General features: G+C 43.0%; 12 protein-coding genes. 3 read left to right on the top strand and 9 right to left on the bottom strand.

The annotated features are described in order from the left end of the window. The first annotated feature begins 138 nt into the window (after positions 1–138). On the top strand, positions 139–2,646 hold the full coding sequence (locus BLV99_RS12275; protein ID WP_092691059.1) for a TonB-dependent siderophore receptor: 2,508 nt from the start codon (positions 139–141) through the stop codon (positions 2,644–2,646). A gap of 60 nt (positions 2,647–2,706) precedes the next feature. Here the strand turns inward: BLV99_RS12275 and BLV99_RS12270 are convergent, their stop codons facing one another. The 8 genes from BLV99_RS12270 to BLV99_RS12235 form a co-directional block, all read right to left on the bottom strand. Further along, positions 2,707–3,501 (bottom strand): thiazole synthase, encoded by a 795-nt coding sequence (locus tag BLV99_RS12270; protein WP_092691057.1) that lies wholly within the window; start codon positions 3,499–3,501, stop codon positions 2,707–2,709. Between the two features lie 12 nt (positions 3,502–3,513). Further along, entirely contained in the window at positions 3,514–3,681 is a 168-nt protein-coding gene (gene thiS / locus BLV99_RS12265; RefSeq protein WP_092691054.1) for a sulfur carrier protein ThiS, read from the bottom strand. A gap of 6 nt (positions 3,682–3,687) precedes the next feature. Next, positions 3,688–4,473 (bottom strand): acetoin reductase, encoded by a 786-nt coding sequence (locus tag BLV99_RS12260; protein WP_092691052.1) that lies wholly within the window; start codon positions 4,471–4,473, stop codon positions 3,688–3,690. 126 nt (positions 4,474–4,599) lie between these two features. Further along, positions 4,600–5,658, bottom strand: a complete 1,059-nt coding sequence (locus BLV99_RS12255; RefSeq protein WP_092691049.1) for a 2,3-butanediol dehydrogenase — start codon at positions 5,656–5,658, stop codon at positions 4,600–4,602. A gap of 137 nt (positions 5,659–5,795) precedes the next feature. Continuing rightward, on the bottom strand, positions 5,796–7,196 hold the full coding sequence (lpdA, locus tag BLV99_RS12250; protein WP_092691046.1) for a dihydrolipoyl dehydrogenase: 1,401 nt from the start codon (positions 7,194–7,196) through the stop codon (positions 5,796–5,798). A gap of 10 nt (positions 7,197–7,206) precedes the next feature. Further along, a complete protein-coding gene (locus BLV99_RS12245; RefSeq protein WP_092691044.1) occupies positions 7,207–8,757 on the bottom strand; it encodes a 2-oxo acid dehydrogenase subunit E2 in 1,551 nt (516 codons plus the stop codon). Position 8,758: 1 nt separating this feature from the next. Then, on the bottom strand, positions 8,759–9,778 hold the full coding sequence (locus BLV99_RS12240) for an alpha-ketoacid dehydrogenase subunit beta (RefSeq protein WP_086166653.1): 1,020 nt from the start codon (positions 9,776–9,778) through the stop codon (positions 8,759–8,761). 15 nt (positions 9,779–9,793) lie between these two features. Further along, on the bottom strand, positions 9,794–10,756 hold the full coding sequence (locus BLV99_RS12235) for a thiamine pyrophosphate-dependent dehydrogenase E1 component subunit alpha (RefSeq protein ID WP_086185291.1): 963 nt from the start codon (positions 10,754–10,756) through the stop codon (positions 9,794–9,796). A 362-nt stretch (positions 10,757–11,118) separates the two neighbouring features. On the opposite strand from BLV99_RS12235, the gene lipA reads away from it, so the two are divergent. Beyond that, positions 11,119–12,102, top strand: a complete 984-nt coding sequence (gene lipA / locus BLV99_RS12230) for a lipoyl synthase (protein ID WP_092691136.1) — start codon at positions 11,119–11,121, stop codon at positions 12,100–12,102. A gap of 240 nt (positions 12,103–12,342) precedes the next feature. Then, a complete protein-coding gene (locus BLV99_RS12225) occupies positions 12,343–13,434 on the top strand; it encodes a transcriptional regulator (protein WP_092691041.1) in 1,092 nt (363 codons plus the stop codon). A 162-nt stretch (positions 13,435–13,596) separates the two neighbouring features. Here the strand turns inward: BLV99_RS12225 and BLV99_RS12220 are convergent, their stop codons facing one another. Next, positions 13,597–15,801: an OsmC domain/YcaO domain-containing protein gene (locus BLV99_RS12220; RefSeq protein ID WP_092691039.1), complete on the bottom strand. Its 2,205-nt coding sequence runs from the start codon at positions 15,799–15,801 to the stop codon at positions 13,597–13,599. Positions 15,802–16,202: the final 401 nt, after the last annotated feature.

Below are 16,202 nucleotides of genomic sequence, written 5' to 3'. Positions count from 1 at the left end.
CATCTTTAGATGCCTATTTTTATAAAACCTAGAGTTTTAGTTCAATTAAATTATAAATTAAAAAAAACTACATAAAAATGAGCTTTTATTTGTTCTTGTCCGACTTATAGAGAAACATACTCTCAGACGAGAAATCTCATGAAGGAATATCGAGCAAATAATGCCTTGGCTCTTGCTATCCGTGCAATCTTTTTAGGCATGCCACTCGCTGTATGTAGCATGACAACGACATCTATATATGCAGCGACTGAGCACAATATTTCCATTGCAAAAAAATCACTGGATCAAGCTTTAACAGCGTTGGCTATCCAGTCAGGTATTACCCTTAGTTATGATTCCGCTACTCTTTCTAAATTGCAAAGTTCAGGCTTAAACGGTCACTATTCAACTGAGCAAGCTTTGGCATTATTGTTAGCACCACATCAATTAGAGCCAGTAAAAATAGCCAGTGGTGGATATAGTATTCAAGCTAAAGCAGCTACTGCACCTCAAGATGCTCCAGTCGTTCAATTAGCACCGATTCATAGCCAAGCTGCACATTTAGACAGTCAAAACCGAGTATCTAGCAGCAAAAATGAATTGGGTGTATCACAATTACCCACTATTTCAATGGTTGCAGCTTCTGACAAACATATGGTTAATGTCGGAAAGTCAGCACAAAATTTAAAAGAAGTACCTCAATCCGTAACGGTTATTTCGCGTGAACGTATGGATCAACAAGGTTTAAAAACATTAGATGATGTCATGCTACAAACCACAGGTGTGACACGAGAACAATTATGGCTAAACAACAACTACACTTCGCGCGGCTTAACAATTAAGAATATCCGCTACGACGGCGGCGGCGTATCCGATATTCAGGATCGGAATAACAGCGCAGATATGGCGCAGTATGACGCTGTTGAATTGCTGCGCGGCGCCGATGGCCTCTTTGGTGCTGGTGAAGCTGGAGGGGTAATCAACTTAAGCCATAAACGCCCTCAGGCAGAAACGGCTTATCAGGCAGTGCTGTCAGCAGGCAGCTGGAATAACTACCGAGCTGAACTGGACGCAACTGGAGCCTTAAATGCCAATCAGACTATTCAAGGGCGTGCAGTTGCAGTACTTCAAGATCAGGACTTTTTCTATAAACCGACCCATAATCGCCGTGAAATGCTTTATGGTGCGCTTAATTTTGACTTAACGCCGCAAACCCGCCTGTTTACAGGAGCCAGTTATCAAAAAGATAAAACCGATGCCTTCAATGCCAGCTTACCCCGCTGGCAAGATGGCGCAGATATTGGATTTTCCCGCAGCACAACAATGGGCGCGCCGTGGAGCTGGATGGAAAGAGAAAATATTGCAGTTTTCGCCAACCTTGAGCATGACCTGAATGATCAGTGGAAGACCCGCTTAAACTTGCGCTACAACATGGGGGATGACGGCATTAATGGCGCGGAAATGGAAGATGCCGTCAACTACCAGACCTTAGAATCTACATGGTGGCGTTATCAGGATGATACGGAATTTAAAGAATTTACTGCTGATGCAAATTTACAGGGAAGCTTTGACTGGCTGGGACAGCAGCATGAACTAATTATAGGTTTGGATTCAAAATACAATACCAAAGATTACAAGCAAAATTGGACTTCGTACGGCAAAGGCAATCCCTTTAACCCTGCGCAGCCGCCTGAGTGGGATTATCCACCAAATTCATGGACAACAAACAGCACCAATAAAAGCGACACGACAGCCGGCTATGGTTCTTTAAAGCTTAAGCCTGCGGATAAACTTGCAGTGATATTAGGCGGGCGCTACGCTTTTAAAGATGAAATTGAAATACAAAACCACAATACAGGTAATAAAAATATATATAAGGAAGATAAAAAATTTACGCCTTATTATGGCTTAACTTATGACCTGCTTGCTAATACTACAATTTACGGCAGCTTCGCAGAAATTTATACGCCGCAAGGGAAATATCTGGAAACGCAGACAGGGCCATCATTAATGCCGGTTGAAGGCAGTAATCTGGAATTCGGCATAAAAACTGAATTAGCGCCGAAGCTGCTGGCTTCTTTAGCGTATTTTAAAATTAAAAAAGACAATGAAGCGGTAAGTTTAGGCTGGCAGTCTATTGCCAACAGCAATTCATGGTGCTGCTATGTTGCAGCCGGAAGTAAGCGTAGTGAAGGCTTTGACGTTGAATTGAATGGTTTAATTACCGACAGCTGGAATATCTCTTTCGGCTATACATTTAATGAAAATGAAGACCGTCGAGAGAATGATGCGCAGTTCAGCACCTTAACGCCAAAACATTTATTGAAAATATGGACAGATTATAAGTTTTCAGAATTTCTTGAAGGCTTAAGCATTAGCGGCGGGGTAAATGCGCAGAGTAAAAGCTTCCAGTCTGGCAGAGTACCAACATACGACCCTGTAACCAATCAATATGGCAGTCCTATGATTGATTATCAGTTTGCACAGGAGGCCTATGCGGTCTGGTCATTGCGGACAGCATATGAAATCAATCCTAACCTGAATGTTTCTTTAAATGCTAATAATATATTTGATAAAAAATATTACAGCACGATTGGCACCTCCGGCTATGGAAACTTTTATGGTGAACCAAGAAGTTTCCTGTTAACACTAAAAGCTAAATATTAAAACAATCAAGTCAGTCATATGCCTATATGACTGACTTGATGCAATGCTGCCCCAAATAATTCAACTTCTATTGTAGAAAAAGTAGCCGGTTTCAGGTGAACTGGCACTCGCCATACGTTTACGTGGCATACGTCCAGCAAGAAAAGCCTCACGCCCAGCTTCAACGGCTTTTTTCATTGCCGATGCCATCAGTATCGGATTTTGTGCTGCTGCAATTGCAGTGTTCATGAGTACACCATCACAGCCTAGTTCCATAGCAATAGCAGCATCACTTGCTGTTCCCACACCCGCATCGACCAATACAGGAACTTTGGCATTTTCTTTAATAATTGAAAGTGTATGTGGATTTAAAATCCCCAACCCAGAGCCAATTAAACTCCCCAAAGGCATAATTGCAACACAGCCCATGCTTTCTAATTCTTGAGCAACAATTGGGTCATCCGAGGTATACACCATAATTTCAAAACCATCATCAATCAATGTCCGTGCAGCTTTTAGCGTTTCGATAACATTTGGATAAAGTGTTTTTTCATCACCTAGAACCTCAAGCTTGACGAGGTTATGTCCATCCAACAGTTCACGCGCCAACATACAGGTACGCACAGCACTCTGCGCGTCAAAACACCCTGCGGTGTTCGGTAAAATGGTATATTTGTCTGGCGCAAGAACTGTCAATAAATTGGGCTGGTCAGCATGTTGACCAATATTGACACGGCGAATCGCCACCGTCACAATTTCTGCACCACTGGCTTGAATGGCTAAATCTGTTTCCTTTAAGTCCTGATATTTCCCAGTTCCTACCAATAAACGTGACTTAAATGTTCTTGAACCAATAATAAGTGTGTCGTCTTCCATGTACGCTCCGAATTAACCGCCACCTACGGCATGAATAATTTCAATACAATCGTGATCTTGCAAGAGAATATGTTGAAGTTGAGATTTTGAAATAATCCTGTGATTATGCTCAACAGCAAAACGCTTACCCTCAAGTTGCAGATCCTGAATATGCAAATACAACGGGTTGTTGTTTGTCACCCACGCTTAGCGATATACAATCCCGCCATCGGTTAAAATGGATTGCCCTGTAATATAGTCAGAATCCTCACTGGCTAAAAATGCAACCAGTGCCGCCACATCTTCGGGTGTTTGCGCTCGACCTAAAGCAATTCCTTCAACGTATTTTTTATAGGTTTCACCCATCGGTGCACCTGTTATTTCAGAAAACCGCTTATCAATTTCCACCCACATGTCTGTACCCACAATACCCGGACAATAGGCATTTACAGTAATGCCATGACTGGCATATTCTTTTGCTGCCGCTTGCGTTAATGCACGTACGGCAAATTTAGTCGCGGAATACACACCCAACAGAGCGAAGCCATCATGCCCTGCAATAGATGCGGCATTAATAATTTTCCCTTTTTGCTGACGTTCAATAAACTTCTTGGCAGCAGCCTGAATACCCCACAACACACCTCCAACATTAATATCCGTAATTTTGCGGAACTCTGCTGGACTCACATCACTGATTGCCTGCACTTGAGCAATTCCCGCATTATTAATCATAATATCGAAGCCACCTAATTGTTGCTCGGTATGTTGAATGGCTTGGGTAATCTGCTCCAGTTGACTGATATCGGCATTAAAAATTGTCGCTTTTACCCCCAATGCTTCAACCTCAGTCTGCACTTTTTTTAATTTATCTACTGATAAATCCACCAAAGCCAAATGTACGCCTTCTTGCGCTAAGCGTAAGGCAATACCACGACCAATCCCTTGTGCTGCACCTGTAATTAGAGCGACTTTATTATTTAAACCTCTTGGCATACTACGTTCCTTTTATATTGCAGTTTATTTGCGTCAAACCCTCACTATCCCCACTGCTTATTCATTTTCCTGTACTTTTTAAGTCATAGCTTGTTTGACGCGCTTTAATCTTGTTTTTTAAATCTGCTACGGATGAACAATAATTTTAACTGCCGATTCATTGTTGTGAATAAGCGTTTCAAAACCTTCCGAAACCAAATCATCCAGCGCAATACGCTGGGTAATAAATGGCGCTAAATTAATTTTGCCTTGTTCAACCAATTTAATAGTTTCCTGATGGTCATTGACATAGGCAATCGTGCCGCGGATATCTAGCTCTTTCATCACCACGCTATGCACATTGACTGTAGCAGGATGGCTCCAAATCGAAACAATGACCAACACGCCTGTCGGCTTAATTGCAGTCACCAAAGTATCCATGACTTTATTGACACTGCTGCATTCAAAGGCCACATCCACACCGCGGTCAGCGGTAATTTTCATGACTTCTGCAACCACATCGACTTCCGACGGATCAAGCACATAATCGGCAACACCAGCTTCTTTGGCTTTTTCCTTCCGCTTGGCGCTCAGTTCGGTAATGATCACCGTTAAACCTTTGGCTTTTAAAATAGCGGAAAGCAATAAACCAATTGGCCCTGCGCCGCCAACCAAAGCAATGTCTCCAGTTTTTGCACCACTGCGGACATAGGCATGATGCCCAACCGACAAAGGCTCAATTAAAGCTGCCTGATCTAACGGAATATCATTGGAAATGGGGTGTACCCAGCGGCGCTGCACTGCAATTTTTTCAGCCAAGCCACCGCCGCGCCCGCCTAAGCCAATAAAGTTCATATTTTTTGATAGATGATAGTTATCTTCTGGCCCTGTCGGCACATCATCGGCAATGATATACGGCTCAACCACCACATGCTGTCTAACCTGAATATCATCTACGCCGTCACCGACCGCATAGACCACACCAGAGAATTCATGCCCCATGGTAATTGGCGCAGACTCACCCGAAATAGGATGCGGATGCCCGCACGGTGGAATAAAAATGGGGCCTTCCATAAATTCATGCAAGTCCGTTCCGCAAATACCGCACCACGCCACTTCAATGCCGACAGTGCCTGCGGTCACTTGCGGTTCTGGAATATCTTCAATGCGAATATCGCCTCGATCATAAAAACGCGCTGCTTTCATAACTGCTCCCAAATTATTGCTTGGCTGCCTAAAATCGGCAGCACTATTTAAATGTGATTTAAGTGCTGTGGATGGGCTTATTCAGGACCTAGTTAAAACGCTATGCGTTCCGATTAGGCCCTAAAAAACCTATAGTTTTAAATATGAATTGCACGTTGCATGGCCGATAAAATAGATTCATGCATCGCTTCAGATAATGTCGGATGCGGGAAAATCACCTGAGCTAAACTGTCATCGGTGGCTTCAAGATACTTGGCAATTGCAAAACCTTGAATATGCTCGGTGACTTCATGCCCAACCATATGTGCGCCCAGCAATTCGCCCGTTTCACGGTTGATAATGGTTTTGACAAATCCAGCGCTGGCGCCTAAAGCCAATGCTTTGCCGTTGGCCTGAAATGGAAATTTTCCAATATTGACTGAATAACCCGCTGCTTTGGCTTGCTGTTCAGTTAAGCCAATACTGGCGACTTGCGGATGGGTAAAAATACAGCCCGGAATTTGGGTGCGATCCAGCGGATGAACATTGGCAATACCAGCAATTTTTTCCACACACAGAATGGCTTCATGACTGGCTTTATGCGCTAAGCATGGCGCACCCGCAACATCGCCAATCGCATACACGCCCACCACATTGGTTTTGCACCATTGATCGGTTTTAATAAAGCCTTTGTCCAATTCAATACCCAAACTGTCTAAACCCAGCTCGGCAGAATTTGGTCGCACGCCAATGGCAGACAGCACTTTGTCGAAAGTTAAGTGTTGCACTCCCGCTGCTGTTTCAATTTGGCAAGTGACTTGCTCATTTTGAATGTGCAAACTTTGCACTGTAGCTTCGGTCAGAATTTTCATACCGCGCTGCTCAAACTGCTTTTGCACATACTGCGCCACTTCCGCATCTTCTGTCGGCAGAATCTGCTTGGCGATGTCCAGCAAAGTGACTTCACAACCCAAGTCATGATACAAACTGGCAAATTCACTGCCGATTGCTCCCGAACCAATCACCAGCAATGATTTCGGCAACTGTTCAGGTATCAGCGCTTCTTTATAGCTCCAGACATATTTTCCATCGACAGGCACTTGAGGCAGTAACGCTGCATGTGCTCCAGTTGCGACAATAATATGCGGTGCAGAAAGCTGCTGCTTGTTCCCCGCAGCATCGGTCAATTCTAAGCGTTCTTTCGCAGTAAACTTAGCCTTGGCATTAAAAACCGTGATTTGATTTTTTTGCAGCAGCTGCCCAATGCCTTGCACCAATTGGCTTGATACTTGTCGGCTATGCTTCACCAATTGAGTTATATCAAAATCAACAGTACCTACACTAAAACCAAACTGCTGGCTATGCTTGAGCTGCTGAGCAAGTTCTGCACCATGCAATAGTGCTTTGGTTGGAATGCAGCCCCAGTTCAAGCAAATGCCACCCAAATGATTGGCCTCAACCACCGCAGTTTTTAGTCCAAGCTGGGCTGCGCGGATGGCGGCTACATAGCCACCCGGCCCAGCACCAATGACGATCAAATCAAATTGAATGTCTGACATGTTCAATCTCCTACACCAAAATCAATGCAGGATTTTCAACAAACTGCTTAAAAGCTGCTAAAAATTTCGCACCTAGAGCACCGTCAATCACACGGTGATCGCAAGACAAAGTTGCTGTTACCATTTGGCGGATCACGATCTGGTCATTTTCAATTACTGCACGCTGCTCCGATGCGCCTAAGGCCAAAATAGCACCCTGTGGTGGATTGATAATTGCATCAAACTGCTTCACGCCCAGCATGCCCAAATTTGAAATGCTGAAACTGCCGCCTTGAAATTCATCTGGCGCAAGCTTTCCTATTTTGGCGCGTGTGGCTAAATCCCGTACCTCGGCAGAAATTTCTGCTAAAGACTTTTTATTCGCCGCTTTCACAATTGGCGTGATCAAGCCATTTTCAATGGCAACCGCGATAGAAATATCGGCATGCTCAAACTGTAAAATCTGCTGATTTTCTTCATCAAACTGTACATTGACTTGCGGCACTTTCATCAAGGCAGCAGCGGCAGCTTTAATCAGCATGTCATTTATCGACAGCTTAACCTGCGGAACCGTGGCATTAATTTGGCTGCGCAGCGCCTGAATAGCATTGACATTTAAATCAGCAATTAAGCGGAAATGTGGTGCATTGCGTTTAGCAGACTGTAAGCGTGAAGCTATTGCTTTGCGCATGCCATTCATGGCAATTGTAGTCACTGCGGCAGATGGAGCGGGTGCAGACGCACATTCCGTATGGCTCACACTTGGATTGTCACGTGCATAAAAAGCTTCAACATCTTCCTTGCAAATACGGCCGCGCGAACCAGAGGCACGGCAGTCATGTAAATTAATGCCCCATTGTTTGGCTAGGCGACGTGCGACTGGCGTGGCGGCAATTTGGCTGTCATCGGCAGTCGATTTGACCGCTTTACCGCTGGCTTGATGACGAATATCTGGCCACTGACCGCCCGCTGTGATTACAGCGGTTTGAATATCATTGACACTGATGCGGCCTGAACGCCCAGATCCAGTAATTTTTGCCAAATTGACTTGATGCTTCTCTGCCAGCTTTTGCGCATGCGGGGTTGCGAAAATATCTTCAGACCGCTGATAGCCTTGCAGTGCTGTAGGAATCACATAACAGCCTTGAACAGTAGGCTTTGAGGCTTTTGAAATGCTATTTTGCACAGGTACAACTTGTGCTGCGGTTTCAGCCTGAACTGGTGCAGTTTTTTCCACAACGGCTTCAACTGTTTTTGTTTCGCTTTTTGTTTCGCTTGCAGCTACAGGTGTACCGCCCAAAGACTGAACAAAGGCATCAATCTCTGCATCTGCAACCTGCGGTTCAGCGCACACTGCAATAAAGCCACCGACAATTAAAGTATCCCCATTTTTTGCGAGAATTTTACGCAATGTGCCTTCGAATGGCGCTTCCAGCACATTGACGATTTTTGTGGTTTCAATCTCACAAATTTCCTGCCCTTTGGTAAAATGTTCACCCTCTTGGATGAGCCACTGGGCAATGGTGCCCTCTTCCATGGACAGCCCCCATTTGGGGATTTCTAAGGTTTTAATTTCGCTCATCCTAAGCCTCCAAAGTTTTACGTACAGCCTGTTCAATACGCGCTGCACTTGGCAGCCATTCTTTTTCTAGCACAGGGGAAAATGGTACAGGTGAATGCGGTGGAGTAACCAACTCAATTGGCGCTTTTAAATAGTGGAAGCCTTTTTGTGCAATCAGCGCTGCAACATCGTGGGCAAAGCCACAGCGGGCAGCAGATTCATCGACAATCACAACACGACCAGTTGAAGCAACCGACTCTAAAATACCTTCTTCATCCAAAGGTGAAATGGTTCGAGGGTCTACGACTTCAACTGATATGCCCTCTTTCGCCAGCTTGTCTGCAACTTCATTGGCGCGATGCACCATTAAGCTTAAGGCAATGATGGTGACATCCGTCCCTTCACGGGTATAGTTCGCCACGCCAAAAGGAATCGTATAAGCCTCATCGGGCACTTCACCCTTGATGTCATACAGCAATTTATGCTCACAGAACACCACTGGATCATCATCACGAATGGCTTGAATCAGTAAGCCTTTCACATCATAAGCACTAGACGGTACAACGACTTTTAAGCCGGGAACTGAGGCAAAGACATTATAAGGAGACTGTGAATGCTGTGCTGCGGCAGAAAAACCAGCACCGATCATGCCGCGTACCACCATTGGTGCTTTGGCCTTACCACCGAACATATAGCGGAATTTTGCTGCTTGGTTATACAGCATGTCATAGCACACACCGTAGAAGTCCATGAACATCAGGTCAGCCACAGGACGTAAGCCTGTTGCGGCTGCCCCCGCTGCCATACCGATAATGGCAGATTCGGTAATTGGAGTATCAATAACGCGCTCTGAACCGAATTCTGTCCATAAACCTTTGGTAACACCCAATACACCGCCAAAACCTTCCAGTTTATTGTCGTCGGTATTTTTGCCGCCATGACCGCCACGGACATCTTCACCCACCACAATGACCGAAGGATCACGGCGCATTTCTGATTCAATCGCTTCTTTAATCGCATTTCGATAACTTTTATTTGGCATTGCTTTACTATTCCTTTAGTAAGAGACGTAAACATCGGTAAGTAGTTGGGAAACTTCTGGATATTTTGCTGCGCGCGCTTTGGCTACAGCATCATCAACATTGGCTTTTGAAGCTGCATCAATCGCATCCAGTTTGGCTTCATCAATTTTGCCTTTGACTTTTTCACGGAAAATTTTTAGTGGATCTTTATGCTCTTTCACATAATCCAGTTCTTCTTTGGAACGGATCAGCCCCGGATCACCTTCAAAATGACCATAAAAACGGTTAGTGACCGTTTCAATCACGCTCGGCCCTTCACCACGACGCGCCCGTTCAATGGCCTTTTGTGCAACCTCATAAACCGCAAAAAAATCTGTTCCATCCACTTTTTCAGCCGGTAGACCAAACCCCGCGGCGCGCCCTGCAATATCTTTGCTGCCCACGGCATAATCATGCGCAGTACCTTCACCAAAGCCATTGTTTTCAAAAACAAAAATAACAGGAAGTTTTAAAACCACCGCCATATTGATTGCTTCAAAGGTGAGGCCCTGATTTGAACCACCGTCACCAGTAAAGGACAAACCGATGCCGCCCGTTTTTAATGTTTTGGCGCTTAAAGCCGCCCCAATCGCCAAAGGTGGGCCACCGCCGACAATACCGTTTGCACCCAACATGCCTTTATCCAGATCGGCAATGTGCATCGAACCACCTTTACCGCGGCACAGACCGTCATCCTTACCAAAAATTTCCAGCATCATGCCGTGAATATCGCAACCTTTGGCAATGCAGTGACCATGTCCACGGTGGGTCGAGGTAATAAAATCTTTATCGGTTAAATTTTCGCAAATCCCAACAGCAACGGCTTCTTCACCACTGTATAAATGAATGAAGCCGGGGATATCGCCAGTATTATTTTCATCGTGAAGCCGATCCTCAAATTCACGAATATCTCGCATACGCTTATATGCAGCTAGCAATTGCTCTTCCGTTAATTGCATATTCTTAATCCTTTCTCTTTACTATAAAAAGCAAAATTTATAATGTAAAAACTCTAAATTAATATTCAGAATTTATTTGTTTATATAAAAATATTTCTATTTATTTTAATATTAGACTAAATAGCAAAAGCACAATTACTCAAAATAAAGTAATTAAAAACAATAATTTGAAGTAATTTAATATTTGTAATTTTTTATTAATCATCAAAAAACCATCAAAACCAACTTTTAACCAACCTTTGTTTAATATTGTTGTTATTTTTATTTGAATTATTTAATTTAAGTAATATAAACAGGGTTTGACATTATAAATAATAATGTTCTCTCATATTTTAATTATTTTATTTAATGGACTATTTAAAATGGATTTAAAACACGCTGTTCAAACAGGTCAAAAATTAAGGGGTGCAGAGAAACTTGCACGCATCCCAGTTAAAATTATTGCCACCGAAAAGATCCTGCAAAAGCCAGAATGGATTCGTGCCAAAATCAGCCATCCTGAAGAAATCAGGCAGATCAAAGACTTATTACGCCAGCAAAAACTGCATACTGTCTGTGAAGAAGCTGCTTGCCCCAACCTGCCGCAATGCTTTGGCGGTGGCACCGCAACTTTTATGATTATGGGCGATATCTGTACGCGCCGATGCCCGTTTTGCGATGTCGCGCATGGCAGACCCAATATATTGGATCCTGATGAACCACGGCACTTGGCCGAAACGGTTAAAAATCTGGATTTAAAATATGTGGTCATTACTTCGGTAGACCGAGATGACTTAAAAGATGGCGGTGCTCAGCATTTTGCTGACTGTATTCAAGAAATTCGCCAAACTAGCCCAGAAACCTTAATTGAAGTTTTAGTTCCTGATTTTCGCGGTCGTCTGGATATTGCGTTAAAAATTCTCAGTGAAAATCCACCTGATGTTTTTAACCATAATATTGAAACCGTTCCTCGCCTGTACCGTGCTATGCGCCCCGGTTCTGACTATGCACATTCGCTTGATTTGCTGCGAAAGTTTAAAGAATACTGTCCAGATGTTTCAACCAAATGCGGGCTGATGGTCGGCTTAGGTGAAGTGGAAGCTGAAGTCATTGTTCTGCTGAATGACCTGAGTGATCACTGGGTCGATTATGTAACCATTGGCCAATATCTACAGCCATCTAAGTCACATGCGCCTATTCAACGCTTTGTTTCTTTGCAAGAGTTTGAACACTATCAAATACATGGAGAGCGTTTGGGCTTTAAAAATATTTGGAGTGCACCAATGGTACGTTCTAGCTATTTTGCCGACCGTCAATATTATGGTGAACCTGTGCCCAAGCCATTTAAACGGGATAAACGCACATAATGAGAAAATAGCTCACCAATTTTGCCAAAGTATATTTCTAGCAAAACAGTTACTTTTTTTAACATTTGAGTCAGAAATAAGTATTTCTTGTTGATCAAGAGGGTTCTAAAGTAAGCCTACAATAAGTACGACTAACCAAAGATCAGGCCATAGATAAAAAGATAGATGGCTTGTAATATGAGAATAGAAATAGGCACTGGGCATTATGGATATTGCAGCCCAATCATAAAGGAATATGATATGAACCTGTTCAATAAAGCACATGCTCAAGCATTGCAAACTACGCATTTGGTCAATCTGGCTGCGGTTCATGCAGCGCCTATTTTAACCCTGCCGCAAGAATCTCAGCCTTCATTGTTCCGCCGTTCTATTCAGCATAATTATGCTGATTTGCTTAAAATTGCCGATGATTCTGGCATGGCGATTGGTTTAACGGATCATCACGGTACATTGTTATGGACATGGAGCAGCTCAGCTATGCTTTCTTCTGCCGAGCAGGTTCATTTCATTGAAGGTGGACATTGGTCAACTCAGGCAGTTGGAACCAATGCCATTGGACTGACACTAAACAGCCATACCTCTAGCTGCGTTTACTCGCATGAAAATCAAATGGACAGCGTGCGGGACTGGGTGTGCTATGCAGCACCGATTCTTGATCCCAGCTCGGGTCAGTTTCATGGCATTATCAACCTTTCAACCAAATATAAAAAGCATACGCCACTCGGTTTACTTGCAGTTGAGCGTTGTGCAGATTTGGTACAACGTGCCATACAGTTTGAGCAGAAAAATGTCCTGTACATTAAAGCCTTAGGTACACCTTGGATTCAGTTTAATCAGCAGGTTTTAACCCTGAGTCACCGACAAATTGAGATCCTGTGTATTTTAGCCTTACATAAAAATGGAATTGGTTTAGATGAATTGCATTATGCTTTGTACGGCGAACGCGATGTCAGCATTAAGACACTTAAAGCCGAGCTTTCCCAACTGCGCAACTTACTGCCAAATTGTATTGAACCCCGCATTTACAAATTAAGCTGTGAAATTCAATGTGATTTTTTAAGAGCCGAACAATCCTTAAATGCAGGCTTTCTTGCCAGTACTTTCGCATTATATAAAGGAAGTTTTCTCAGCAAATCTGAAAGTCCATTTTTAAGTACATGGCGTAACTGTTTTGATGCACGACTCAGCCATCTTATTTATCAGATGCAAGATATTGATCAATTGTTACGAATTATTGGTCGTGTTCCTGAACGGATTGATGCGGTACAGCGTCTTTTGGAATTGCTTCCACAAGACAACAACTATAGAGATTATTTTTTAAAATTACTCTAAGCCGCATTCATCTTTATTGCACTTTATTTGAGAATCTAAGCATAAAAAAGCAAAATTGAATATCTGAGTTTTTCAATTTTGCTTTTTTAAACTTTAATAACTCAGCCAGCACTAGGCGCAACCCCGTCATACTTGTGGTTGCTCCTTGCGATGACTCTAATCTTAACTGGCTAAAGCTAGCGTTTTGGCACGTGCTGCATGCAGTTTTTTGTAACTTTCAATTAAACGTAAATGGCGGTCTAAGCCTTCAAGTTTCATACTTGTTTCTGTTAAACCGTAGAAACGTACACTACCGTCCATCGAAGCAATGACTGCATCCATACGTTCGTCACCAAACATACGGCGGAAATTGGCTTCATAATCATCCAAGTCCATGTCATCATCAAGTTCGACTTCTAGAACCACATTCATACACTGATAGAACAATCCACGTTCAACGGTATTGGTGTTGTACTGAAGGAAGGTTTCCACGAGCTCTTTTGCTTCTTCAAACGCTTGTAAAGCAATATAAATCAGCAGTTTCAACTCAAGAATAGTGAGCTGTCCCCAAACTGTATTGTCGTCAAACTCAATACCAATCAATGTGGTGATGTCGGTGTAATCATCCACTTCAACTTCTTCTAGACGTTCAGCCAATGCTTCAAGCTGTTCATCATCCAAGCGGTGTAAGTTCAAGATATCTTCACGGAATAACAATGCTTTGTTGGTGTTGTCCCAGACTAAATCTTCAACCAGATAAATTTCCGAATAACCTGGCACCAAAATACGGCAAGCTGTTGCACCTAAATGCTTATACACCGCCATGTAGACTTCTTTGCCCATATCTTCAAGAATGCCAAATAACGCCGTAGCTTCTTCAGCATTGGAATTTTCACCTTGATTGGTAAAGTCCCACTCGACAAATTCATATTCTGACTTCGAGCTAAAAAAGCGCCATGACACCACACCACTAGAGTCAATAAAGTGTTCAACAAAGTTATTCGGTTCAGTTACGGCATTGCTGCTAAAGGTTGGTTTTGGTAAGTCATTGAGACCTTCAAAACTACGACCTTGTAACAATTCCGTCAGACTACGTTCTAATGCCACTTCCAATTTTGGATGCGCCCCAAATGAGGCAAATACACCACCCGTACGCGGATTCATTAAGGTCACGCACATCACAGGATACTTTCCGCCCAATGAAGCATCTTTTACCAATACTGGAAAACCTTGTTCCTCTAAGCCTTTGATCCCTGCCAAAATACTTGGATATTTCGCCAATACGTCTTGCGGTACGTCAGGTAAGGTTTTTTCACCTTCCAAAATCTCACGTTTCACAGCACGTTCAAAAATTTCTGACAAACATTGTACCTGTGCTTCAGCCAAGGTATTGCCTGCACTCATACCGTTACTTAAATATAAATTTTCAATTAAGTTCGATGGGAAATACACCACCTCGCCATCGGAATGACGTACAAATGGTAGCGAACAAATGCCACGCTCAGTATTGCCTGAGTTGGTATCATATAAATGCGTACCTAGCAGCTCATCATCGGGATTGTAAATTTCTAAACAATATTCATCAAGAATTTCAGTCGGTAACTCACCTTCTGCACCCGGCTTAAACCATTTTTCATCTGGATAATGCACAAATTCAGCATGGGCAATGTCTTGACCCCAAAACTGATCGTTATAGAAGAAATTACAATTTAAACGCTCAATGAATTCACCCAGTGCCGAAGCCAAAGCACTTTCTTTGGTTGAGCCTTTACCATTGGTGAAACACATTGGTGATTGTGCATCACGAATATGTAAAGACCACACGTTCGGCACAATGTTACGCCATGAAGATATTTCAATCTTCATGCCTAAGCCTGCCAAAATACTGGACATATTGGCAATGGTTTCTTCTAACGGCAGATCTTTACCTGCAATAAAAGTACTGTTTTCTGAAGTCAAGCTTGGCATAAGCAACGCTTGTGCATCGGCATCAATGCTTTCTACTTCTTCAATAATAAATTCTGGGCCTGTTTGAATCACTTTTTTTACGGTACAGCGATCAATTGAGCGCAAAATGCCTTGGCGATCTTTTTCTGAAATATCGGCAGGCAGCTCAACTTGAATTTTAAAAATCTGCTTGTAGCGATTTTCTGGATCAACAATATTATTCTGCGACAGGCGAATATTGTCAGTCGGAATATCACGCGCTGCGCAGTACACTTTTACAAAGTAAGCCGCACATAATGCCGATGATGCCAGAAAATAGTCAAACGGACCGGGTGCAGAACCATCACCTTTATAGCGAATCGGCTGATCGGCAATCACCGAGAAGTCATCGAACTTGGCTTCTTGTCGAAGGTTGTCGAGATAATTAACCTTGATTTCCATGCTGGCACCTAACTATTCTTATGTGTCAGTACGGACACATAAAATTCCAAATATTGAGATATAAGCCGAATCACGGATAAGAAATTGACTTAAAAAAAGAGTGACTAGAGCAATGCGTTCAGTGACCACACTTAGCGACTGACTCTAGTAATGATGGGCGCTATTATAGAGTTATTTTGTGGAGTTGATAACTTTTGTCTGTCTTTCCAGCTTATTTATGAAATTTATTTAAAATAATAACAACTTAGACTCAAATTTTCCCCGACTTACTCTGCAAAAATCATGCATTGCAGTCAGGTACAAGCAATACTGCATTTAAAATAGGTGATCTAATACTCAAGCAGGCTGACCAAATCACCGTCAATGCATTTTTCTTGCTATGTACTTTTCATATATTCATA

Source organism: Acinetobacter kyonggiensis, from assembly GCF_900107285.1.
Taxonomy (GTDB): domain Bacteria; phylum Pseudomonadota; class Gammaproteobacteria; order Pseudomonadales; family Moraxellaceae; genus Acinetobacter; species Acinetobacter kyonggiensis.
The sequence above is the reverse complement of the archived record's forward strand: the minus strand, read 5'-3'. Positions and strand labels throughout refer to the sequence as shown.

Bases quoted from the DNA above. Each gene is read 5' to 3' on its own strand.
- BLV99_RS12275 (WP_092691059.1), top strand. From the start codon at position 139: ATGAAGGAATATCGAGCAAATAATGCCTTGGCTCTTGCTATCCGTGCA.
- BLV99_RS12270 (WP_092691057.1), bottom strand. From the start codon at position 3,501: ATGGAAGACGACACACTTATTATTGGTTCAAGAACATTTAAGTCACGT.
- BLV99_RS12260 (WP_092691052.1), bottom strand. From the start codon at position 4,473: ATGCCAAGAGGTTTAAATAATAAAGTCGCTCTAATTACAGGTGCAGCA.
- BLV99_RS12255 (WP_092691049.1), bottom strand. From the start codon at position 5,658: ATGAAAGCAGCGCGTTTTTATGATCGAGGCGATATTCGCATTGAAGAT.
- lpdA (WP_092691046.1), bottom strand. From the start codon at position 7,196: ATGTCAGACATTCAATTTGATTTGATCGTCATTGGTGCTGGGCCGGGT.
- BLV99_RS12245 (WP_092691044.1), bottom strand. From the start codon at position 8,757: ATGAGCGAAATTAAAACCTTAGAAATCCCCAAATGGGGGCTGTCCATG.
- BLV99_RS12240 (WP_086166653.1), bottom strand. From the start codon at position 9,778: ATGCCAAATAAAAGTTATCGAAATGCGATTAAAGAAGCGATTGAATCA.
- BLV99_RS12235 (WP_086185291.1), bottom strand. From the start codon at position 10,756: ATGCAATTAACGGAAGAGCAATTGCTAGCTGCATATAAGCGTATGCGA.
- lipA (WP_092691136.1), top strand. From the start codon at position 11,119: ATGGATTTAAAACACGCTGTTCAAACAGGTCAAAAATTAAGGGGTGCA.
- BLV99_RS12225 (WP_092691041.1), top strand. From the start codon at position 12,343: ATGAACCTGTTCAATAAAGCACATGCTCAAGCATTGCAAACTACGCAT.
- BLV99_RS12220 (WP_092691039.1), bottom strand. From the start codon at position 15,801: ATGGAAATCAAGGTTAATTATCTCGACAACCTTCGACAAGAAGCCAAG.